The organism is Rothia sp. HMSC066G02, assembly GCF_001813145.1.
Lineage (GTDB): Bacteria > Actinomycetota > Actinomycetes > Actinomycetales > Micrococcaceae > Rothia.
The window spans coordinates 67875-91653 of record NZ_KV811586.1; the positions used below are offsets into that span (position 1 = coordinate 67875).

15 protein-coding genes are annotated in these 23779 nt (G+C 56.7%); 5 read left to right on the forward strand and 10 right to left on the reverse strand.

Annotation, left to right across the window (positions count from 1 at the left end; all coding sequences use genetic code 11):
• Together HMPREF2894_RS03035 and HMPREF2894_RS03040 are read left to right on the forward strand one after the other, a co-directional pair.
• Positions 1-1092: hypothetical protein (locus tag HMPREF2894_RS03035; protein ID WP_210399395.1), on the forward strand; the 1092-nt coding region annotated here is incomplete at its 5' end.
• Positions 1093-1094: 2 nt separating this feature from the next.
• Positions 1095-1829: a cobalamin biosynthesis protein CobN gene (locus tag HMPREF2894_RS03040; RefSeq protein ID WP_070677738.1), complete on the forward strand. Its 735-nt coding sequence runs from the start codon at positions 1095-1097 to the stop codon at positions 1827-1829.
• An 89-nt stretch (positions 1830-1918) separates the two neighbouring features.
• On the opposite strand, the gene HMPREF2894_RS09210 is transcribed toward HMPREF2894_RS03040, so the two are convergent.
• From HMPREF2894_RS09210 to HMPREF2894_RS03070, 7 genes are all read right to left on the reverse strand, one after another.
• Positions 1919-2728, reverse strand: a complete 810-nt coding sequence (locus tag HMPREF2894_RS09210) for a hypothetical protein (protein WP_246827002.1) — start codon at positions 2726-2728, stop codon at positions 1919-1921.
• Complete coding sequence (locus HMPREF2894_RS09215; protein ID WP_246827003.1) at positions 2715-3944, reverse strand: serine/threonine-protein kinase; 1230 nt, start codon at positions 3942-3944, stop codon at positions 2715-2717. The genes HMPREF2894_RS09210 and HMPREF2894_RS09215 overlap by 14 nt, the downstream gene beginning before the upstream one ends.
• A 117-nt stretch (positions 3945-4061) precedes the next feature.
• Positions 4062-8450: an FtsK/SpoIIIE domain-containing protein gene (locus HMPREF2894_RS03050; RefSeq protein WP_070677740.1), complete on the reverse strand. Its 4389-nt coding sequence runs from the start codon at positions 8448-8450 to the stop codon at positions 4062-4064.
• A gap of 116 nt (positions 8451-8566) precedes the next feature.
• Positions 8567-9844, reverse strand: a complete 1278-nt coding sequence (locus tag HMPREF2894_RS03055) for a type 1 periplasmic-binding domain-containing protein (RefSeq protein WP_246827004.1) — start codon at positions 9842-9844, stop codon at positions 8567-8569.
• Positions 9845-9993: 149 nt separating this feature from the next.
• Positions 9994-13017, reverse strand: coding sequence for a chitinase (locus tag HMPREF2894_RS03060; RefSeq protein WP_070677744.1), 3024 nt, complete (start codon positions 13015-13017; stop codon positions 9994-9996).
• A gap of 325 nt (positions 13018-13342) precedes the next feature.
• Positions 13343-14245: a hypothetical protein gene (locus HMPREF2894_RS03065; protein WP_070677746.1), complete on the reverse strand. Its 903-nt coding sequence runs from the start codon at positions 14243-14245 to the stop codon at positions 13343-13345.
• A 27-nt stretch (positions 14246-14272) separates the two neighbouring features.
• Positions 14273-14803: a hypothetical protein gene (locus HMPREF2894_RS03070; RefSeq protein WP_070677748.1), complete on the reverse strand. Its 531-nt coding sequence runs from the start codon at positions 14801-14803 to the stop codon at positions 14273-14275.
• Positions 14804-15168: 365 nt separating this feature from the next.
• On the opposite strand from HMPREF2894_RS03070, the gene HMPREF2894_RS03075 reads away from it, so the two are divergent.
• The 3 genes from HMPREF2894_RS03075 to HMPREF2894_RS03085 all read left to right on the forward strand — a co-directional run bounded on the left by HMPREF2894_RS03075 (position 15169) and on the right by HMPREF2894_RS03085 (position 17184).
• Positions 15169-15831, forward strand: a complete 663-nt coding sequence (locus HMPREF2894_RS03075; RefSeq protein ID WP_049345065.1) for a hypothetical protein — start codon at positions 15169-15171, stop codon at positions 15829-15831.
• Between the two features lie 248 nt (positions 15832-16079).
• Positions 16080-16319: a transcriptional initiation protein Tat gene (locus tag HMPREF2894_RS03080; protein WP_070677750.1), complete on the forward strand. Its 240-nt coding sequence runs from the start codon at positions 16080-16082 to the stop codon at positions 16317-16319.
• Positions 16320-16446: 127 nt separating this feature from the next.
• Positions 16447-17184 (forward strand): DUF6318 family protein, encoded by a 738-nt coding sequence (locus tag HMPREF2894_RS03085; protein ID WP_070677752.1) that lies wholly within the window; start codon positions 16447-16449, stop codon positions 17182-17184.
• Positions 17185-17303: 119 nt separating this feature from the next.
• On the opposite strand, the gene HMPREF2894_RS03090 is transcribed toward HMPREF2894_RS03085, so the two are convergent.
• The 3 genes from HMPREF2894_RS03090 to metE all read right to left on the reverse strand — a co-directional run bounded on the left by HMPREF2894_RS03090 (position 17304) and on the right by metE (position 23677).
• A complete protein-coding gene (locus HMPREF2894_RS03090; RefSeq protein ID WP_070677754.1) occupies positions 17304-19286 on the reverse strand; it encodes a M13 family metallopeptidase in 1983 nt (660 codons plus the stop codon).
• A gap of 107 nt (positions 19287-19393) precedes the next feature.
• Entirely contained in the window at positions 19394-20833 is a 1440-nt protein-coding gene (locus tag HMPREF2894_RS03095) for an MFS transporter (RefSeq protein ID WP_070593833.1), read from the reverse strand.
• A gap of 516 nt (positions 20834-21349) precedes the next feature.
• The gene (gene metE, locus HMPREF2894_RS03100) at positions 21350-23677 is read right to left on the reverse strand and encodes a 5-methyltetrahydropteroyltriglutamate--homocysteine S-methyltransferase (RefSeq protein WP_070677756.1); all 2328 of its coding nucleotides are present in this window, start codon (positions 23675-23677) and stop codon (positions 21350-21352) included.
• Positions 23678-23779: the final 102 nt, after the last annotated feature.

Here is a 23779-nt window from a genome sequence, read left to right on the forward strand (position 1 = left end):
CCGTGGGGTTTGTCGCCGGTGTCGGTGGAGGATTTCAATAAGTTCCGTGAGGAGCGTATTCGGGATACAGTAACAAACATTATTAAGGGCGCACTTACTGTAGTTGGTGTAGTAGCTTCTGCCGCTGCCATTTTTGTAACGGGTGGAACACTTCTTATTGCACTGGGCGCTATCGCCGGTGGCACGTTAGCAGCAGCTAATGCTATCGATGAGAATAAAGACCCCAATACTGGAGAAGTTAATTGGATGAATGTCGGTATATCTGCTGGAGTTGGTGCTCTCTTCGGCGGCATCTCCGCTGGTATGGGCAAGTGGGTGAGTGGTCCTATGTCCAAAATGTTCACTGGACCCGCTAACGGCACCGGTAAGCTAATGGCATCTACTCCGGCACGTGTATGGCAGGCCACCAAGGTGCGTATGACCGTGGAAGGCGCTAAAAGCGGCGTGAGTAGCGCTATTGATGGTACTAAGGACGCGGTTTTGAGTGTTCTAACCGGTGGAAAGCATAAGTACTCGCCGCAGGAACATGCGTTTAAGGTTGCTTCTGGTATGGCTTTTGGTGGTCTGAATAGTATGATTAGCCCGGTATCGGGTTCTTTGTCGAAAACTAAGGTATCGCAGCTTGCCTCTAAGTACATTCCTGGCGTTAGCGAAAAGGGGATTCGTAAGAGTATTAGCGTATCGGCTGATACTGTTTCATCGATGGGACAGAGCGCCTTTGAATCCTGGGGTACCGGTAAGGAAGTGCGTGTCGAAGACCTTGTATGGAAGGGCGTGACGACGGCAACCAAGAAGAGTAAGGATTATGCGAAGAATGCCCCTACAGGTGATGTTGGGGCCCCGAGCACTCTGAAACAAATGGGTACTCGTCCTTATACGTATGGAACTTATTTGAATAGTAAGTCTCGGACTAAGAGCTTCCAAAAATATTTTGACCAGGAAGCACAAAAGTCTGTGACTAACCATGTGAATAAGAAGTACCACCTTAAGGATGCATACGATATCTATAAAAGCCGCCCGGGTTTTTTGGTGTGGAATGATAAGGATTTGAAAGCTGAGTCATCTGTAGCGGAGAAAGGGAAAGGAGAATAACGTTGAGCGCTGTTGAAGACGGAGCCCTCGGAGGGCTTCTCGTCGCCCTGGTACCGGGTATCCGCATTAAGCTCGGCAAACCCACGCTGAATAAGAGGCAGAAGAGGCCTATCGCAGCGTTTATCTTCTTCTGGCTTGTAACTATTCTCGGGTTTGTTGCATGGCCAGCATTCATAGCTTCTTATGGTCTTCTGACCGCTCCCGAATATGCGTCTCAGCGTACTGAAGCGATTGCCGCTCTTCTGATTGGTGTTTTAGGTATAGGCCTGCTGGGCGTTCTCCCGCTGAACCACTGCTACGCCTTCTACCTCGAACTGCGTGAGGACCACGTGCGGTGGCGTAATTGGCGGTGGAAGGAACGCACTTTCACCTACCCTTCGATTACGTTTGCCCACGTGGAGAACAACGGCAAGAACGGGTTCTTGCGCATTGGCAGTACTGAGATGGGTAAGCGTACTTGCAGCTTTGACCCCTACCAGTTCGATGCGACGATTCTTATGGCGCAGGTGCTGTACCGTGACGATCACGGACACTGGGCAGAAGAAGACGGCCTGGACGTGATGAGTGTGGTCGGGATGTATGGCTCTTCGCGCGATATTTATGCCCAGTTCTACGACTTGTGCGGCACCAAGTACATCGTTGGTCAGACGAAGAGTGAGCGTCAGAAGCGCCGCCGCCGTGCTGCTCGTAATGAGGCGCGTAGGCTGGAACGCCAGCAGGCTCGTGAAGAACAATAAGTTCTTACTGCACAAGCCCTGGGGCTGAGAGATATTCTCTCAGCCCCAGGGCTTTCTGCGTATAGCGGTAGCTTATCTGAGCACCACCGTTAGCGGGTGATGATTGCGAAGTCGCTGCTGGACAGGTTCGTGAAATTACCAATCTGCGCGTTCAGGCGGCACTTAGACGTCACCGACAGCGCCGTCACCACCCGCTGATCCTCAGACACCAACACATGCCCCGAACAACCATCCGAAAAACTAATCAACTGAGCATCCGGAGAAATCGCCTGAACCAGCGTCGAAAACTCACCCGTACGCGGCAAAACCATCAACGGATTCAACTCATCCGCACCACTGGGCCACACCGGAACCACCGTCACCGGCAAAACACTCTGATTCACCACACGAGAGGGAACCCGCAACTCAATCGAACGCAAACGCTGAATCGGGTACGCCGTCGAACGAACCTCCCGATCAGAAATAGCCTTCGACGTCTCAGAATCAATACGGTTCACCCACTCCTCAAAAGCACGCGAATCCTTAAACTCCGCAGACACATTCGCCCGAACCTGCACCACACCATTAGCCGGGATACTCACCCCAGACAGATTCCACGAACACGGAACATCCACCGCAGTCACACTCGACTGATTCTTCGACACCCCAGAAGACGCCTGACCCGCATCCCACGTCACCGAAGCACACGAACCACCCTCAACACCGGGAAGCACCTGCAAAATATCGCCCCGAAGAGCCGACTTCTGCGAAGAAAACTCAAACGTCAGGCGGGCACTCTTATCCCGCGGGTTATACGTACCCTCAATACGGGTACCCAAACCACTCGGCAAAGACGCCGAACTACGGCTCGAAGCAGACCACGACTCAGCCGTCTTAGACGCACCCTTACCGCCGCTCAAACCCACAAAAGCGGAGCATACCCACAAGGATTAGAGAACCCAGGATAGCGCCCCATACCAGCGGGCGGCGCAACGGCGAACGGGCAGGCTCCTCATCCTCAACAACCTCATCAGGAACATATACCGGCTGCTCCACCACAAAAGGAGCCCGGATAACCGTCTCATTCTGCGCCTGACCCAGCGACGGCATGCCCGCACCATACAGCTCCGTAACATTCTGCCCAGGCGCCGCAGAAACAGCAGGCTCAGCACCGTGAACCACCGTAGGCGTGTACCCCACAGCACCCGAAGACACCTCAACCCAGCGAGGAAGCACCGTATCAGCCGCGAAACCCTCAGCCAAAAGACGCAACTTAGCGGCAGCCTCAGCCGCACCAGGACGCTGAACCGGGTTCTCCGCCAACATCCCGTGAAGCACCTCAGCCACCTCAGCCGGAATCTGCGGCGACACCTGCACCGCACCACCACGCGCCGGAAGAGGACGCGCCGCCACCAACAACTCATGAAGAGTCACAGCGCACGCATAAACATCAACCGCCGGAGTAGCCACACCATGCGCAGAACGCTCCGGAGCCATATACCCCGGAGTACCAGAAAACGAACGAGAAGCCCCCGAACCCGCAGAGCCAGTAAAAGAAGCAATACCGAAATCAGCCACACGAACCTGCTGATCCAGAGACTCCCCCAAAACACCGCTCAGCAGAACATTCTCCGGCTTAATATCCAGATGCATCACGCCCTGACGGTGAGCAAACTCCACCGCATTCAGAACCTGCACCATCAGACTCAACGCCAAACGAACCGGCAACGGACCCTCAGAATCCAGCTTCTGACGCAACGAACCGCCATGCTGAAACTCCATCACCAGAGCCAGCACGCCACCCTCAACCACCATGTCCGTCAACGGCACAATATGAGGATGCGACAACGCCAACAACACCGAACGCTCACGCACAAAAGACTCAAGAACCACAGGGTTCTCCGCAAGCTCCGGACGCAAAACCTTCGCCGCATACAGAGCCCACGAGCCGCTCATCGTAGCAGCCCACACCTCACCGACCGCACCAGAACCCACCCGGCGCAGCAAACGATACGAAGAGCCAAGGGGAGCGCCCGCAACCAAGCCCCCCGCAGGCTGACCAGCAGCCTGCGAGGCAGGATGAGCATCACGGCGCTCCGAGCCGGAGTACTGCGGCGAACCAGCAGGTACAGTCACGGGCTAACTCCTTAACATCAACTTCACAACACGCAGGAAGACGCCCCAGACGGGGCGATCCCTACAGCAAAACAGTCGGTAAAGTTACACCATACCTCACCACACGCCGAACAAGCCCTACAGCCCGCCACGGTGCTGAGAATCCTCAGGGCTCATCAGCTGCACCAGAACCGGCGACCCGGCAAGGAACGCGTAGCCACGACCAACGCTCAGCTGAACCGGGGCGCGCCTCGGAATAGAACCGAACATGTCCATATCCGTATCAACATTCGGCTGAACCACAGCACCAGTGCGGAACTTGCGAATAGCCTTCGTCCAATGGCTATACAAAGGACGCAAATCAGTCGGCTTACCCGTGGCAATAATGTGAACGTCCGGGAAGTCACCCTTCACAATGGCATCAAAAACGTTCATCGGGTCATCCACACGGTCACCATCATCAATCAGCAACAGCACCGGGCCCGCGGCATCCTGCAAAGCCGCCTGCACCTGAGCAGAAGCATTCTTGCTCTCAAACACCCGGTCAAAAACACCCTCCGGCGCATTCACCAGACCGGAACGCTGATCAAATACAGCCCAAACCTCCGGAACCTCAGCGGCATCCATGCGTGCGTTCTCTGCCGCGATAGCGTCACCAGACGCCAATGCAGCAGACACCGCCTGCTCCGCCGCAGTCCTCGCCCGAGAAACCAGACGAGCAAATGCAACCAGCAGAGAAGACTTACCCGAACGCGGATTACCCGCAACCATGGCGTGCTCACCCTCATACAGCTCGAAAGCACACGCCTCTAACGTAGCCTCCGCAATACCCACAGGGATACGCCACAGGCTCGGAGAAAACTCGGCAGCAGGCATGCTCTCCCACGAAACCCACGTCGGCAGCTGACCAATCACATCACGCTTAGCAGGAGCCTGCGGGAAACGCTCACGAACCATAGAGACAGCCTCCTCCACGCCAACAGCGGGAGTAGCCACCTGCATCTGACGCAGACGCTTCGGGTCAACACAACGGCCGGGAACCGCAGCCGGAACATTCGTGCCGCGAATACCATGCGAGGAATAATCGTGGACATCGCTCAGCTGGAAGAACCACGTCTGCAACGAAGCATCAAGAATCTGCGAGGGAATATTCTTCGCACGGCTCGTCGACACCACACAGTGAATACCAACAGCAGGACCATCCGCATACACGCGGTAGAAATTCGCCAACAAGTCCATGCTCACAGCGTCAGAGAACTCATCACGCAGCGTCGCAAAACCATCCAAAACAATGAAAAGAGGCTTACGGCGTGCCGCGTCAGCACGGCGAGCATCAAGCTCCGACTTCACAAAACGCAAGAAGCGAGCCTGACGTTCCCTAGCGCCCTGACCGGTACCCACAGCAGAAACAACATGCGGCAAAGAACCTAATGGCAACAAGCCATCAGCGCCCATATCCACCAGAACAATATCGATGTCCTCCGGCGAATAATGCTGAGCCAAACCTAGCACCACCGACTGAATCGTCGTAGTCGTACCACTACCTGCAACACCCACCAACAGCAGGTTGCTCATCTCAATATTCCAGCCCATAGGCACCTGACGCTGTAGCTCAGGCTTATCACCCAAAGTGCACATCAGAACACCGTCCCGGACACCACCCACAGTGGGAAGATCCGGGTCAGGGAAGCCACGCACACCAAAATCAACCAAATCAACATACGAACCCAACGGCTCAGGCCACACCTTACGAGGAGCAACCGCACCACGAGCCGCATGAGCCGCCACAACAGCGTCAATCAGCAAATCCAGGTCATTCGCATCACTAGACGACACCTTCGGGCGCGCACGCTCCGAACGAGGAATACCGATACTATCGGTCGCACGAACCTCCAGAGAAGTTACCACCTCAGTGCCACTCTGACCCGTCACCAGGGCAGTCTGCACCGGCGAAATATCGTTCTGACCCAGCTTCACATAGGCGCGACCCATCTGCGAACGCGAAATCTCCGAAGCATCCGGAACACCAATCACGTTCGAAGAATCCTCACGACTCTGCACACGCAACGCCACACGCAAGTTCGTATTCGCCAGAATATCGTCATTCACCACACCGGCAGGACGCTGAGTCGCCAAAATCATGTGCACACCCAGGGTACGACCCACCGCACCAATACTCACCAGCGACGACAGGACATCCGGGAAGTCCTTCGCCAGCATCGCAAACTCGTCAATTACCAGCAGCAAGCGAGGCATCGGCTCCGGCGGGTTCGTCGCCAAATAATCCTTAATGTTGTCCACACCCTCGCCAGCAGCCGCAAACAGGCGCTGACGACGGTCCATCTCCGCCTCCAACGACTCAATAGCGCGGTGAGCCAACTGAGCATCCAAGTTGCTCAAAGTACCAATCGTATGCGGCAGACGCTCACACGTCTTAAATGCCGCACCACCCTTAAAGTCAACCAGGATAAAGTTCAAACGGCTCGGATCATGGTGAGCAGCCAAACCCGCCACCAACGAACGCAAAAACTCACTCTTACCCGAACCGGTGGTACCACCCACCAGACCGTGAGGACCGTCCTTCACCAAGTCCAGCGTGAACGCGCCAGAGTCGCCCACACCAATCTCAGTACTGAAACCATTAGCCTGCGACCAAAACGCCTCAATATCCTCAGCACCCGGAGGGGTCGGCAAACCAACCAGCTCAGGCAGCTTCACCAGCTGAGGCAAACCGCCGCCCAGAAGCAGACGCTCAGGGTCCTCATGATGCGCCAAAGTACGCGCCACATGAAGAGCATCCTCAGCACTCACACCGGCGAGCACACCGTCAGTGACCGTGTAACGGCGGCGAGGCTCCGAATAGGTCATAGAAGCCTCCTCACCAATCTCCACGACCGAAGTACACGACGCAGGAAGACGGTCAACAGAAGAAGCCAACACAATACCGGCAACACGGCGAGCACCCGCAGCAGCAGTCTTATTCGCCATCAGACGCACTTCATCGCCGTACGCCAAAAGGTCGCGTGCCGGCGACTCACGGCCCTCGGTGAGGGTATCCGAATCAACGACCACGCACAGGCCACGGGTCGGAAGAGACTCAATGTCGTTGTAAAGAGAGCGCAGCATCTGATCCGACTGCTCCTTACCAGAAGCAAACCAACGCATCTGCTGGTTCTGCGCCATATGCATGTGCGGAAGCCACGACGTCCACACCCAGTCCTGCGAGCGCGCCGAATCAGCGCAGACCGCAATCGTCATATCAGCAGGACCCGTGTGGGTCGCCGCCTGCAGCACCAGGCTACGCGCCAGGGCAAGAGACTGCTCACGCGGACCCACAATACCGATAGCGCCACCCTCACGCAGGTCAGCAACCAGCGGGGCATCCCACAGAGTATTGTGCTCAAGAATATGCTGAACCTCAGGCTCAGGATTGCTCGGCTTCGTCAGCTCAGGAGCCCAATGAATATGCCCAGTACCCACATGGAAAGTCAACAGGTCAGGGCTGGTGCTCCGGCGACGCCACAGCGTCATTGCAGGAAGAAGCGCCCGCAGCTGAACGGCATCTGGTGCCGGGGCAAGGTCGTGAAGACGCTCAATTTCCTCACGGTTACTCAGAGCGATACGTTCCTTGAACTTCTCCATTTCCTGCTCAAAACGCACACGCTCCTTCACCTTATCCTTAGCGTGACGACGTTTCTGCTCCACCCACATGCCAATACTCAGGATGGGGCTGAGCATCGCGAAAAGGGCGTAACGAATCTCCTGCATAATGGCGACCATTGCCGCCGCCATAATAATCGGGCCCACCGCCATCGCAATATTGAACTTCGGCGGGTCAGAGACGTTCTTGCGGGTAGGTGCCTCCACCTTCTCCGGGGCGCTCAACGCACCCTGACGCGGCGGACGGTTAAACGGTGCAGTACCCGACGCGCTCACATTCGGGGCGCTACCGGGGCGAGGCGCTGCCTTCTCCTGAGGAGCAGGCTGCAGAGTCAGCACACAATCACCAACGTGGATGGTGGTGCTCTCAGAAACAGTCAGACCCTCCTCGGGGATTTTCTGACCGTCCACAAAACTACCGTTCGTAGAACCCGGATCAGTGATGCGCACCTTCTGAGTGTTCGTCGACTCATCATGAACCACCTGCAGGTGCAGATGCTCCCACGAGGCGCTCGCCGTGGGCAGCACAATGTCGGCGTACGGGGAACGACCCGCCACCAGAGGACGCGAAGAAGGGATAGGGTGCGGCAGGGTAACCGTCGAACCGCCGCTCAAGCAGACGCTCCAGCCCTGCACCAGGGAAGGGTAGGAGAGCGGTGCTCTAGAGATGCGCATACCCTCCATCGGCTTGACCTCCGCCAGGGTGGAGGATGCCGTCACCGGGCGGTTATCGCAGTACAGCGGCTCGTCGGCGGGCAGGGAGGGGCCACCGGTCGCCTGGATGAGATCAGCGATGGTCGTCTCAGGCTGCCAGGAGTCTAGTTCATAGCTCCCGTTATGCTCTTCAAGTTCAAGGAAAAAGCGCATAAGGTGTTCTCCAAAATAGATAAATCGTGAGCCCCGCTGGTGGACGGACTAGAAGTAATACCCGAAAGCCGGGGTGTGATGGGCTGGCTCTGTACAGTAGGCTCCGTGTGGAAAGGCTAGTCGCGAGATTCTGAGGTGAACGTGCGAAGCATCCACACCGGCGGATTCACCGCATCCGTCGAGGAAGACCCGCCCTGAATCATCGAAGCTTCCGCGGTCGGGTAAAGAAGACCCACCTGCCCTCCAGCGGCGTAAGAAGACGAAAAATCCAACGGATACGCGACCGTAGAATCTTTAGCGTCCAAACGAAGGGTTCCTAGAACCCGTCGAACCGCCTCGGGAGTGTATTCACGAACCTGACTCGTGGCATACGCAAAAGCCAAAAGCGCGTTATGGGAGGGAGCATCCGCCCACGCTGCCGATTTCGAGAACGACTGTTCGCCTGACAAATCCTTGAGCGAAGAATCGTTCTTCATACGTTCCACAGTTGAGACAAACGCCGAAGAAGCACGACCGGCATCATCAGCACTCAACGCCGCAGCACGTGCCTGCACACGCCCCACAACGCGAATATTGTCAGTCAAGGAACCGCCGTTCTCCAGAAGAAGACGCATAAAAGGCTCCGTCAAAGCTTCCTCACCCGCAATCACCGGAGACGTAATACCCGCCCTCTGAAGAGAACGAAGCACCTTCGCCTGAGTCGACGCCGATCCCGTCAAAACCAGAACAGGAGAAGAGCCCGAATACTTGTCCCCCAGAAGGCGCGTCAGCTCCTTGAGAGTATCCTTCATGCTGTCTTCATCAGCAGAAACCTGAACGCGATGGGTATAAGGAAGGTCAGGCGCAGAACCCTCGCCCGCATCCAACAGGATGGTGCGCACACCATCAAGCTGCTGCGAAGAACCCGTGCTAGATACACCGGCAAGCGAACGAATAGCAGTCGTATAGACCTGCTTCTCCTGCTCAGGGTCCAGAGCAAAACTCCACACCCCATCGCCAGCATCTACCCGGTCATACGCCTCAATCACCGCAACATTGCGTTCCTTAGCAGCAGCCGTAGCACCCCGAAGATGCTCACCCCGAGAAGCAAGCACAATACCCAAAGCACCCTCAGACGAGAGCTTCTCAACCGCCTCACGGGCACCCTGCTCCGTTCCCTTATCGTTCGCATAAAGAACCTTCACAGAAGACTTACCCAAAGCCAGACGGTACTGCGCAACACGAGCACCCTGAGCATTCAGACGCCACGCAGACCCCTCAGCATCATCACCAAAAGTAGTAACAACACCAATAACAGGCTCACGACCAGACGCAGGAAGAGAAATAGCCTGCTGAACCGTCACCGCAGACGCAGGGTTCGTACCCGTACCAAGCGGCAAAGGCTGAGGAGTCACAGCGCGCACGCCATACCAGATCCCCACCACCGCAAGGCTAAACAGCACACACAGACTGACACACCACACCACGGTGCGCTGAGTGAGCCGCCTGCCCTCGCGGCGGTGAGGACCTGAATCAGAGCCCAAATGAGGGGAAAACCCCACGGCTAATCACCAATCTGGAAGGTGTACACCGTCTTCACCTCTGCACTGCCAGCATTCGACAGGTGGAAGGTCGGCAGCGAACGCAGACGCTGCAGGGACGCCTTGAACTGAGCCTGACGCTTCTGCAGAGCGGAAATATCCTCAGAACGGAGGTTCGTGTAACCCTGAGCATTCTGCATCGCCAAAGCAAGCTGGTAATCAGCCGCACCAGCCTTCGCGCTATTGCTCTTGAGCGCGCCCAAGAGGCCAGCGCCCTCAGCGTTGCTATCGCCCAAATCGAGCATGAGCTTCGACAGGTCGTTATTCAGCTGAACGGATGCACCAGCCAAATCTCGGGTAGCGTTCTCAGCGCGGGTGCTCAGAGCAACCAGCGAACGCTCAGTCACCGAATCCAGAGACTGACGCAGACCCTCAATACGATCATTCATATCCTTGTGCTGAACCTCGATAGACTCACCAGCCACCTGAACCACAGTATTCGCGGTATCAGTAATGCCAGCAATCGAAGCGGAGAACGCCTCCTTAGCAGCCGAAGCGCTAGAAGAACCATCGCTCGAAACCTTACGAATCTCCTCGCTAATCATGCCCGTCAGGCTCTCGCGAGTCTCATTGGCAGACTCCTTGAACGCTTCCTTAATAGCGGTGGAGAGGTCAGCCTGCATGTTCGTCATATCCTCCAGGTTCTTACCCAAAGCATTGACAGCATCCGAAGCTGAATGGATACGATCACGCAGAGAAACCTTAGCCTCCTCAGTAGGCTCTTCCTTCTTCTCCGCGTCCTGGTTCTGCGCGTTTGCGGCATCGTTCAGGGTCTTCTCAACCTCGCCCAGGGCACCATCTACCGCGTTCACAGCGTCGTTAAGGTCCTTGGCATCGCGGGCCAGGCCCTCCTTGGGGTCATCCATCGAAGTAGCGGCAAGAACCTCATCCCACGCAGCTACCGCGGCAGCAATACGCTGCTCCATCGGAGTACGTGCTGCCGGGGTGTTCGAAGTGTAGGTACGCTCGTTCGCGTTCTCCACCGTAATGACGCGAGTATTACCTTCCGTGGCAGTAGGCTCGGCGGAAGGCGCCTCAGAAGAGGGAGCGGCGGAAGGAGCCTCAACCTTCTTCGACGGCTCCTCAGAAGGAGCCACAGAAGCAGACTCAGACGGTGCAGGGCTAGGAGCCTCAGACGGCGCCTCAGAAGACGGGGAAGCAGACGGCGAAGCCGCGCCACCACAAGAAGAAGCCGTCAGGTATCCACGCAGATGCTCCACCTGCTCAGCAGACAGAGAACCGCCACGCTCAGTAGACAGAGCACAAAGCTGCTCCGCCAGTTCCTTATTCTGAGCGCTCATAGAACCAGAACCGTCCACCAGCTCCGCACGAGCAGAAGCCGCACGAGAATGAACGTTCTTGATGCTCTCAATCAGACGGCTCGACGTTTCCTTCATCTGATTCACGCTCTGACGAGCCGCACTAACCTTCTCACTCAAAGAACGCACAGCATCAGCATCAAGAGAAGACGGGTCCTTCTCCACCTGCTCAACAAGCTCATCCATCTGACGCTTCAATGCCGAATAGTTGTTGTTCGCACCCTTCAAATACTCCGGCTGCAGGTGATCCACAATCTTCTCACCAGTAGCAACCAGTGCAATCAGAGAGCTCTGCACCGTCACCGACGCACCGAACAGGGCGCAGGTCACCGAACCGTTAGAAGAACAAGTCTCAGCGGTCGGGTGTTCCGGGCCGACAATCTCACGAATCGAAGCCGTAAGATCCTGCTGGCAGTCCGAACTTGCCTCCGCATACGCATTCAGAACAGCAGACAGCTGAACCAAATTACCGTACACGCTACGGCTACTCGCACCCTCCTCACGATGCACAACACAACGACCGCCGCTATGCGAAACAGACACATTGGGGCGAGCCGTCGTATCACCCAGCATCGAGTGAAGAGCAGCAACAGTACGCTCCAACTGAGAAATCAGCTGAGAATTATTAGTACGCGAAGCCTCAGAAAGATCCTTCTGCAGGCTCTCAATATTCGCCTGCAGACCCTGCATAGTCTTCGTCAACGATTCATTCTGAGTCTTCAGATGCTCGGCAGTGTCCTTACCCAAGGTCGCAGACGTATCATCCAGGCTCTGACGCACCTGAGCAACCTGCGAACTAGCGCTAGTCAGCGTCGTATTAACCTCGTTGACCGTATCAATAGTGCGCTGCAGAAGCGCCACCTGAGACGCATCCTGAGAGGTGAAACCGTTAGTAATGATTCCCGCGCCAGACAAATCAGAAGCAAAACCAGGCTGCACCGAAATGTTGAAGGTAGGCGCACTAAAATCCTTCGCCTTGACCTTCAACACAAAAGAAGAAGAACTAGCAGTGACCGGAGGTGCCGAAATAGCACCCCACTGAACAACAGCCTTACCTTCATCGTTGGTGCTCACCACACCATTCGTCGACGAATCAGCAGCATCAGGGGTCGTAATAACCTGAGTAGGAGAACCCGAAAGAACAGTAGAAGCAGCAATAGAGAACGGAGTACCAACCGGTGCAGGGCTAGTACGGCTAGTACCGGACGCATCATAGGTGACATCCTCGGTCTTCACCGTCAGGTTCTCAACCGTAACCTTAATCGTGATTTCGCCGCTGTAGCCGTTCAAATCATTCAGGTTAGTGCCGCTACCGCGCTCAGTAGAATACTGCAGGCTCACACGCACAGGAAGGTCATTAACGACGTCCTTCGGCTTGAACTGCACATTGCTCGAGGAGCTCGTACGATCCTTGTCATTGACGTAAATGTTGGTCGACTCAATCGACGAAACCTCGCCATCACGACCCATCTGAATATTCACGTTCTGCAGAACATTAGTAGCGTTCTCTACCTGGCGGGGACTCTGAGAAGTAACAGTACCCTTATCGGAAGGGGCACTGTTATTGTTCGTGCCCGTGGAGCAGGAAGAGAAAATAAGTGCCGTCGTGACACCCAAAATCAAAGGGAAGCGGAGTAGACGCTGACGCGCTGTGGTGTGGTTGGTCATGATGATCTTTTCGTTGAGTTATATACCGTGCAGACACATAACAGCGGCAAGTCTGAAACGCCACTGTATAGTGCCCACCTGAGTGGAAAGGGTCAGGGGCAAAGCCGGAAAGAGAAAAAGCCCCGTACCACTTTATCAGTCCAATATGGGAAGGTTGATATTTTTTCCTCCTAGTCGGTGCCTCATCAGGATATTCAATTCAACCTTGAGGTGATAGTTAAAGGTATTTTTCATTTCGTTTCAAACTAGTGCACTTACCGAACTCTGTTTGACATAGAAAAACCCCGCGGCTGAGGTCATCTCTCAGCCCACGGGGTTCCACGGTTTAGCTGGCTGCAGGTTCCGCCTCCGGGTCCTCCTCGTCTTCCTTCTCGGGGATAGCAACACCCACGGTCAGGTACCTCTTCGCCAGCAGGTACGAGGCGATCACCGGCACCACATACACCAGCGACAAGCCGCTACCAGACTGCACAACATCCACGGCAAGACGGGCCGCCGCCAAGCATCCACCCAAACCCACCAGGGTGACGCAGAAGCCACGCAACACGCCGTACCCGGCAGCGCCCTCCTTAAAGGTCGCCGCCCACAGCTTGAACAGGGAGCGGCGCACAAAAATCAGGAAGACCGGCACCAGGCACAGCACCACCGAAACACCCACAGGCTCATAACCGGCAGTAGCGAACGAAACCACCGGAATCAGCAGGCAGAAGAGCGCCATCAGGGCACTCACACCCAGCACCACCAGGCGTACGTACCGGTTGATGCGCTCCATGCGTCGCAGGTTAGGGATCTCCTCGTTCGGCGCCGCGGCGTTGTAGAAGAACAGCAGAAGAACCAGCGCGGACACCGCCACATACCAGGGCGCGAAATTGATGCCGCCCGCCTGCGGGGTGAGGGCAACCTGCGGGACACCCGCCAGGGAGAGAGCAGCGAGCAGAGCAATTGCGGCAACGCAGAACGTGCCCACCGTCAGCAGAAAGTAATGGTACGCGCCGCCGTTCTTGGTGTTTTTCACGCACTGCTCATGCGTGCCGTCAATCGTCACGACCGAAAACAGCATGATCGAGATGGATAGGATGCTCCACGCGTATTCACCCGTCATGACGGGGACAAGCATGAGAAGAATGGATATAGAGAAAAGAATCCACAGGCATACTCGCTGCAGGGTCGGTGAGGAGGCGAGGGCCTCTCCAATAAAGTCGATAATAAATTCGCCGATAAAGCTCACGGTGGGATCCTTTCTGCAGGGGTGGGGTTACTCTTTGATCTCTTCAAAGCGGAGGACGCTGAAGTCGAATTCATCGTTGCGGGTATCGAAAGACTTGTACGCCCTATATTTCTTGCCCGTCTCAAAGTTCTGGAGGTATTTGCGGATGGGTATACCGTCAGGGGATTTGCTTGATCTGATGATTCCGCACTCCTCTGTTTCGAATTCGCCGGAGGTCCAGTAGGGGTCCTCATGTTCAACGATTTCGACGGAGGTGACAGTGCAGATAGCGGATTCGTTGCCCGGGTTGTAGCTGGTCATAAAATGTAAGGACGCAAGGAACCCTAGCATGACTGCCGCGAATATGATGACGTCGCGTGCATCCCACGCAGCTTTTGCCTTTTTGCGAAGATACTCTTTGAAGTCGACTTTATTCTTCTTTTTCTTGGTGTATCTCTTTTTGCGGGTCTTCTTTATAGCCCCAGTTTCGGTAATGTAATTTGCCTCTGGGTAACTATTTTTCTTCGAGGTGTTCCTTTTCTTTGAAACGTTCTTTTTCCTCGGGGAGTTTTTCTTCATTGCTCTTCACCTTCTTTCTGAGCTGCGGGCTGTTATTCTGTGCTGGGTTTCTAGGCTTTCGTTGCCTTGTGCGCTTCGCTGCTTACTTCGGTTGTACTCATGGTGTGTACGTCCTTGTGTGGTGGTTGGTGAATCGCGCTCGCCCCGGTGGTGGCGGGCACATTCTTAGCCTATCGCACCGTATCTGGACGGGAGGTTAACTCGACGCAATGCTCGGGTGAAGACTCGGCAACCACTTCGCAGATTGTCCGAATCCGTGCCTAACCACCCGATTTCCTCGGCTACTCTGAGAACGAACCCGCACCCTCCGCGTCATTGCTGGAAGGCTGCAGGTCACCGATAAACAGAAAGGTTAGTGAACGGCCATGATAATTACCTACACCATGACTGCTGTATGGGGCGTACTATGCCTTGGACTGATGTACAAAATCTGCCGCTCCGTTATCGCCCATGAAATGAGCCGCCACCACGACAAGAAGCTACGCGCCGAAAACATATACATCATCCGAGGCAAGCTTCGCATCATCATTCTGGCCAGCTTTGTAGCTCTCATATTTCCTACCGGAATGTTCCTAACGCACCTACTCGGCGACATGGGATTCCACCTTTTCTACGACATCGCAGCGTTCTGTGCTATGTGCATGGCTATCTGCTTCTTCTACGGACCTGTTGAGGATTACACCGAAATCTCGCCGGAAGGAATCGAAAGGGGCGAATCATTTCTAGATACGGTCTTCTACCCGCTCAACGCAATCGACGCAGTCTCATACAGCCAGGCCTCTGATAGCGACGAGTCAGACAGCGTTACTTTTAAAACAAAATCAGGCAAGACAATTACGAATTTCAGCCCCGGCGATGACGGTTACTACCTCCTCGCAATGACCCGATTCAAGATGGAAAACGACCGCTGGCCAGACATGAACAACCCCGAAGAAGCCGCCCAGGTCAAGGCGTGGATGAACTGGAGCTCCACCATCCCGCTCATTAAGGACAAGGAAATCACCGGCCTCGCCGAAGTAGACATGTAGCCCGCAATTCAGCCCGTATTGAGTGCGTGCACGGCGTGTTTCTCAACCAATATTTCTGCAATATTTCCGCAATTTTTCTGCCGAAAAAACGCCGACCAGCACCCACTCCCTAACCCTCAACTAGAAGGTGCACTCTGCACGTAAAAACATTAACGTTGAGGCTTACAATAAGAAATGGTCAATGCACAGCCGCACGCCGTGCACACACCACGTCACTTCACAGAAACACCGACCCCGAAAGGCACACCATGGCCACCAAGAAGCCCGCACGCCTCACCCGCCGCGCAGCACTCGCCGCCGCAGGCGCAGGCGCAGCAACCGCCCTCGGCGCACTGCTCACCCCCGCACAGGCAACCACCTACCGCCCCACCGTGCGCCGCACCCCCTACAACCGCTACTACTCCGACCGTTACGGCCGCCGCACCCGCATCGTCATCAGTGACTACTACGGTAGCTCCTACAGCAACTACTACTATTACGGCGGCTAAAAATACCAAGCCCAATAAACATATACTGGAAGACGGCACTACACTCACGTAGTGCCGTCTTCCCGTTAGATGCCGCAGGCATCACCCGCACCACGGTGCGGAAAACACACCACAGATAGAGAGAAAAATGAAGAACGTAACCCGCCGATCCGCCCTCGGCCTGTTTGTCGCTGCCGGTGGCGCAACCCTCCTGGCTGCATGCGGTTCGCAGTCTCAGGCATCCAGCGGCTCTGCATCCGAGAGTGCATCCAGCAATGCATCCGGTAGCGCATCTGCTTCCGCGTCGGCATCCAAGAGTGTTCGTAGCGACTACTCCGGTGTTGCAGTCCTGGAGGGCTACACCTCCAAGCCTTCCGACTACCAGCCCGCAACCCGCACCGAGCCGTCCAAGAACGCCCCCGTGCCGACCAAGCCCGCCGTCGCCAACGAGAACAGCGTGGAAGGTCTGTACCAGTCCATCGCGTTCTTCGGCGCAGCCATGGAATACTACATGCGTACCGGTAAGACCGAGCCCCTGCGTGAATGCGCACTCGACAAGTCTGAGCTGAAGAGTATGATTGAGCCGGAAAGGGGCACCCTTGGTGAGAAGCTGGTCAAGGGTGAAGCCTGGATGCACGATGCATCCGTTGTCATCACTATGCTTTCCGCGCAGCCCGAACGTGAGGGTGACACCTACAACTGGGATATTCGCATGACCATGGATCCCGGCGAGTTCATTGCAAGCAAGGACCGCGTGCAGGAAGCTCCTTCCGAATCGGAACGTAAGGACGAGGTGGAGCGTACCCTGCACGGTGTGTACGAGAACGGTGCGTGGAAGCTGACCGGTATGCGTGCTTCTTCTTCGTCCTCGTCTTCCGCTTCCTAAAAGCTTCAGTCTAGAAGCGCGTAGCTTCTACACCTAAAAGGCGCCCGCCCCGTGGAATAAACCCACGAGGCGGGCGCCTTTCTTATATGCGCAATAAAGCATATACCCTTATCGGTATGCTACCAGATGCGCACGCGCTCTTCCGGAGCCAGGTACAGTGCATCGCCCTCAGAGACACCAAACGCCTCGTAGAACTCATCAATATTGCGCACCACACCGTTCACACGGAACTCATCCGGCGAATGCGGATCCACCGAAATCATCACCTCAGCATGCTGCGGGCGGGACTTCGTGCACCAGCCGCGAGCATTCGAGAAGAAGAAACGCTGAATACCGGTCATACCGTCAATCACCGGCGCGTCAGCCAGCGACTCAATGCCCTGCTTCTTCAAAGCCAGACAGTACGCCTTCAACGCAATAGACATGCCAGCCAGGTCGCCAATGTTCTCGCCCAGAGTCAGCTCACCGTTCACGTGGAACTTCGGGTCCAGACCCACCGGAACGTACGCGTTGTACTGCTCCACCAGCGCGGAGGTGCGCTCCTTGAACTTCGCGTAATCCTCCTCAGTCCACCAGCTCTCCAGCTTGCCGTCACCGTCGTAGCGGGAACCCTGATCGTCAAAACCGTGACCAATCTCGTGGCCAATAATCATGCCGATATTGCCGTAGTTCGCCGCATCGTCAGCATCCGGGTTGAAGTACGGCGGCTGCAGAATCGCTGCCGGGAACACAATCTCATTCGCCGGCGGCATGTAGTACGCGTTCACGGTCTGCGGAGTCATCAGCCACTCCGACTTATCCACCGGCTGACCCTTACGGGCAATCAGCCAGTCAGCGTCAAACGCACCGGTACGGCGCAGGTTCTCGAACAGGTCACCGGGCGCCAGCTCCAGTGCGGAGAAGTCACGCCACTTATCGGGGTAACCAATCTTGGTGACGAACTTCGACAGCTTCTCCAGCGCCTTCTGGCGGGTTGCCTCAGTCATCCAGTCCAGCGACTCAATAGACTCGCGGTACGCCTCAAGGAGGTTGCCGACCAGAACCAGCATCTTCTCCTTGTGCGAAGGCGGGAAGTGCACAGCCACGTACTCCTGGCCAATTTCCTCACCCAGAGCCTTCTCGACAGCACCCACGCCGCGCTTCCAGCGCTCACGAATCTGCTGAGTACCGGAAAGGGTCTTGCCGTAGAAGTTGAAGCTCTCCTGAACCAGCTCGTCGTACATGAACGGTGCACGCGAACGTAGAACAGTCCACACAGCCCACAGCTTCCAGCTCATCAGCGGGATGGAAGTGAACAGCTTTGCCGCACCCTCAAAGAAGGACGGCTGAGCCACAATAACCTGACCCAGGGTCTCCGGGTCGGCGCCCAGAGCCAGCAGCCACTGCGAGAACGGGAAGCCGGGGAACTTCTCGTCCAGCTCGGTCGCCTGGTACGGGTTGTAGGTCGCCTCCGCGTCGCGGTTCTCCACGACGTTCCAGTGCAGACGAGCCAGCTCAGACTCGTGAGTGAACACCAGCTGAGCCGCCTGCTCCGGGGTGAGACCGAAGCCCTCAGCCAGACCGGTCAGCTGGAACATGCGGGCAATATGCTCAACATACGCCGCGCATGCAGCCTCGTGCTTTTCTTCACGGTAGTAGGATTCGTCCGGCAGACCCAGACCCGACTGGTACAGGAAGAACGTGTAATTCTTCGGATCCTTCGGGTCGTTGCTGGTGTACCAGGCGAACAGCTGCGGCAGACCCGCACGAGACAGCAGCGCCAGGGTCACGGCAAGGTGGGAGGGGGTTGCCGAGTTCAGAATCGGGGCGATTTCCTTCAGCAGCGGCTCCAGGCCGTCCGCCTCAATCTTCTCAACGTCCATGAAGGAGTTGTACAGCGCGCCAATACGGGACTCCGGCTGCTCCTTCGCGATCTTCTCCACCAGCTCACGCACGTGCTTCTCTGCGTTATCGCGGAGGGTGTACAGGCCGCCGTCCTTGGGGCGGTCCGCCGGGATTTCGTGGGTAGCAAGCCACTTACCGTTGACGTGGCGGAAGAAATCGTCGCCCGGCTTGACGGTTTCATCCACCCATTCTTTAGTGATTCCAGAGTTAGTAGTCATGGTTCCATTCTAGGTTCTTAACGTAAGAAGCCACACGATTACCGACAAGCCACCATATGGTGACTCACCAGCAAACGTGTGGCTTCCCTACACGAAAGACTGGGCAATTATGCCTGAGCCGCCAGCTTCTCTGCACGCTCAGCCATCAGACGCTTCTCAGCACCGTTAACCAGCCAGAGGAACAGAACCGCCAGACCCGAGCACACAATCATGAAGACGAACGCGGTGCCCCAACCCCAGTGGTCAACAATAATGCCGATACCGGCAGAAGCCAGGGTCGCACCCAACGCGTAACCGAACAGGCCGGTGAAGCCCGCAGCGGTACCCGCAACATGCGAGGGGGATAGGTCAATAGCCTGCAGACCAATCAGCATGACCGGGCCGTAAATCAGGCCACCAATCAGAGCCAACGCAACGTACGCAATCCACAGCGGCGCATCCGAAGAAGGCAGCCAGTACAGCAGAATCGCGCCAACGGTCGCAATCAGGAACAGGATACCCGCGGGGGAGCGGCGACCCTTGAACATGCGGTCAGAAACGTAACCGCACAGGACGGTACCACCAATACCGGCAAGCTCCAGAATCGAGAAGCCCGCAATACCACCCTCAAGGGAAGCGTGGCGCACATCGTGCAGGTACTTCGGTGCCCACACCAGCACGCCGTAACGCAGGGTGTACACGAACACGTTCGCCAGAGCCAGGTACACCATGGTCGAGTTGGTCAGCACGTGCTTACGGATGGTGGTCCAGGTGGACTCTGCACGATCCTCAGCGGTGGACTCAACCTTGTGCGGGTCGTTGCGGTACACATCAACGGTGGGCAGACCCTCAGCCTCGGGGTTGTCACGGATCAGCAGCCACGCCACGAACGCCAGAACGAAGCTGATAACTGCGGGGAACCAGAAAGCAACTTCCCAGGTCTTGCCGAACATGGAGAAGCCCCACGCAACCAGCAGGCCGGACAGCGCACCACCGACGTTGTGGGCGGTGTTCCACCACGAAACCTTCGCGCCGCGCTCGCTGGTGGAGAACCAGTTCACGAGCACGCGGCCCGAGGGCGGCCAGCCCATGCCCTGGAAGATGCCGTTGAAGACCATAATGGTCGCCATGATGGAGGCGATAGCGGCACCGTAGCCCGCCGCGCCCGCACCTTCACCCATGTAACCGGTCATAGCCAGCAGGATGTTGGCAACACCCGAGAGCACCAGACCGATGGGCAGGAACAGACGCGCGTTCGAGCGGTCAGAAATCATTGCGGTGAAGAACTTGCTGAAACCGTAAGCCAGCAGCAGCGCCGTAGACAGCGCGCCAATAGCCGCGTTGCTGAAGCCAAGTTCCTTGGTCAGAATCGGGGTGACCAGCGGGACGTTGTTACGAATCAGGTAGAAGGTCGCGTAACCGATGAAAATACCCATGAAAACCTGCAGACGCATGCGCGGGTACTTTGCATTAACTTCAGCCTCGCTCAGTTGAGGCTTGGGCGCCGGAATTGCGAGCCAGCGGGGTACAGAACCCTTCTTCTTCTTTGATGAAGTGGTAGTAGTCATGCTGGAATTCTAAAAACAGCGGCTTATAAAAATGCTAATCTGATGGGAATGTTTTCAGTAGAATGTTCACTATGGTGAACAGATATTCAGAGTGATTATTCTATTAATACTGTTTTTACCCTGGAATTACAGGGAAGTGCTAAATCTGTGTGATGTATATCTGTCTACTGGGCAACAGTGCCACAAGTGCTACAGTGAATATAAATACTTTCCTTGTTGAGTAAGTATGTGTTTTGGTCAGACCACACTTAAATTTAGAGTAATTTATACCCTAAGTTCAAAAAGAAAACCACTTGAACACCACAAAATCGGTGCCCAAAAACAGCACAGAAAACCCGCCCGCACGGTGCAGAAGAAAAACCGTACGGGCGGGCCTGTTATCTATCCCCAAAAGCTCGGCATACAGTCGGTACGCATACCGGCACGAAGCCGAACAGCCGCCACCTGCCGCAGGTTACCGCGAGCAAACCATCATCCGGTCAACCCGCAGCAGGCAGCGGAACCAATAGGCGCCTCCTAGAGGGATGCGCGAATCGCCTTGGTGGCGTCCACCAGGTGACGCAGAGACTGCTTGGTCTCCTCGTAATCACGAGTCTTCAGACCACAGTCAGGGTTCACCCACAGGTCAGCAATGGTGCCGTAACCAATCGCAGCCTTCAGCAGGGACTCAATCTCATCCTGAGAAGGAACACGCGGGGAGTGGATGTCCCACACGCCCGGGCCCAGACCGGAAACGAAGCTCTCCGGAATATCAGCCAGCAGCTCCATGTGCGAACGAGCCGCCTCAATGCTGGTCACGTCAGCGTTCAGAGCGTTAATCGAGTCGATAATCTCGTTGAACTCCGAGTAGCACAGGTGGGTGTGAATCTGGGTGGAATCCTTCACCGCGCTGGTTGCCAGGCGGAAGGAGTTCACCGACCAGTCCAGGTACTGCGGCTGCTCATCGCGGCGCAGGGGCAGCAGCTCGCGCAGAGCCGGCTCGTCCACCTGAATGATGCGGATGCCCGCCTCCTCCAGGTCGGCAATCTCGTCGGCAAGAGCCAGAGCCACCTGGTTAGCGGTCTCGCGGCGCGGCTGGTCGTCACGCACGAAGGACCAGGCCAGAATCGTCACCGGGCCGGTGAGCATGCCCTTGACCGGCTTGTCGCTCAGCGACTGTGCGTGGGAGCTCCACGGAACGGTGAACGCCTCACCGCGCAGGCCCTCACCGTGACGCTTCACGTCACCGAACAGGATCGAGGGGCGGGTGCAACGCGAACCGTAGGACTGAACCCAGCCGTGGCGGGTGGTTGCGAAACCGTCGAAGTTCTCAGCGAAGTACTGAACCATGTCGTTACGCTCAGCCTCACCGTGAACCAGAACGTCCAGGCCCAGCTCCTCCTGCAGCGCGATGACCGAGGCGATCTCGTCACGCAGGAAGCCGTTCAGCTCCTCAGTGGAAATCTTGCCCGCACGAGCCTCCGCACGGTGGCGGCGAATCTCAGCAGTCTGGGGGAAGGAACCGATGGTGGTGGTCGGCAGCTTCGGCAGGTTCAGGTCAGCCTGAGCCGCGCGGCGAACGTCAATAGTCGGACGGTCGAAGTCCTCGGCGGTTACAGCTGCGGCGCGGGCACGAATCTCGTCGTTGTGCTTGCGCGGGTCAGCGGCGAAGCGAGCCAGCGCCTCATCGGCAGCCTTCAGCTCCGGCTCAACAGCGGCCTCACCCTCAGCCAGGCCACGAGCCAGCAGTGCAATCTCGGCGACCTTCTGATCGGCGAACGCCAGGCCGTCCACGGGAACCTCGGCGGGGTCTTCCAGAGCCAGGTCGTGCGGCACGTGCTGCAGGGAGGTCGAGGAGGAAACCGACACGGCACCCTCGGATGCGCCGGGCAGCGCCTCCAGGGTCTTCAGGGCGGCGCGAACATCAGCACGCCACACGTTGCGGCCGTTCACAACACCGGCAACCAGGTGCACACCCGCGGCAGAAACAGACTCCAGCTCAGCCTTCGAGTACACGCCGTGCACCAGGTCAAGATGCAGAGCCTCAATGCCGGTACCCAGTAGCGCCGGCAGGTTCTCACGCAGGGAACCGTAGGGGCTGGTCACCAGAATCTGCGGGCGCTTCTCGCCTGCAGCCAGGGCACGGTAGGTGCGCTCGGCAAGCTCGGCAACCTTCGCGTTGTCGGCACGGTCCACGGTCAGGCCCGGCTCGTCCAGCTGAACCCACTCAACACCGCGCTCAGCCAGCTGCTCCAGCACCTGAGCGTAAGCGGCAACGAACTCATCCAGACGGTCGATGGGTGCGAAGTCCTCAGCGGAACCCTGCTCAGCCTTAGCGCCCAGTAGCAGGGTCAGCGGGCCAACAATCTGCGGGCGAACCTTCACGCCAGCCTGCTTTGCAACCTCAAGCTGCTCGTCAATAGCCTCAAGGTTCAGCTTAATCTCGGTGCCGGAACCAATCTCGGGCACCAGGTAGTGGTAGTTGGTGTCGAACCACTTAGTCATCTCCAGCGGAGGCAGAGTCTCGGTACCGCGCGCCAGTGCGAAGTAGCCGGGCAGATCCAGCAGACCGCGTGCATCCTTAGCCTCAGCCAGACGCTCGGGAACCAGGGTGAACAGGCGAACCACGTCAAGCACCTGGTCGTAGTAGGAGAAGGTTGCCGGAATCGAGTAGTTATCAGCCTTCAGGCCGGCGGCGGTCACGCGCTCGAAGTAGGTGCGCTGCACGTCAGCGGCGGTGTCCTGCAGCTCCTGCAGGGTTGCCTTGCCCTTCCAGAAAGCCTCCTGAGCCTTCTTCAGCTCGCGGAAGCGGCCCACGCGGGGGTAGCCAACAATGGTTGCGGCGGGGAATGCGGTGTTCGACATAATAATTTTTTCCTTTACTGGGGATAGATAGGGGAGTCAGTTCCGGTATTTCGCCACCCAGCGGTGGGCGGTGAAACGGAGGTTGTAACTCCCGGAATATTT

Excerpts from the sequence above, each read along its gene's own strand:
- HMPREF2894_RS03050 (WP_070677740.1), bottom strand. The coding sequence starts at position 8,450 with ATGCGCTTTTTCCTTGAACTTGAAGAGCATAACGGGAGCTATGAACTA.
- HMPREF2894_RS03060 (WP_070677744.1), bottom strand. The coding sequence starts at position 13,017 with ATGACCAACCACACCACAGCGCGTCAGCGTCTACTCCGCTTCCCTTTG.
- HMPREF2894_RS03070 (WP_070677748.1), bottom strand. The coding sequence starts at position 14,803 with ATGAAGAAAAACTCCCCGAGGAAAAAGAACGTTTCAAAGAAAAGGAAC.
- HMPREF2894_RS03075 (WP_049345065.1), top strand. The coding sequence starts at position 15,169 with ATGATAATTACCTACACCATGACTGCTGTATGGGGCGTACTATGCCTT.
- HMPREF2894_RS03080 (WP_070677750.1), top strand. The coding sequence starts at position 16,080 with ATGGCCACCAAGAAGCCCGCACGCCTCACCCGCCGCGCAGCACTCGCC.
- HMPREF2894_RS03085 (WP_070677752.1), top strand. The coding sequence starts at position 16,447 with ATGAAGAACGTAACCCGCCGATCCGCCCTCGGCCTGTTTGTCGCTGCC.
- HMPREF2894_RS03090 (WP_070677754.1), bottom strand. The coding sequence starts at position 19,286 with ATGACTACTAACTCTGGAATCACTAAAGAATGGGTGGATGAAACCGTC.
- HMPREF2894_RS03095 (WP_070593833.1), bottom strand. The coding sequence starts at position 20,833 with ATGACTACTACCACTTCATCAAAGAAGAAGAAGGGTTCTGTACCCCGC.
- metE (WP_070677756.1), bottom strand. The coding sequence starts at position 23,677 with ATGTCGAACACCGCATTCCCCGCCGCAACCATTGTTGGCTACCCCCGC.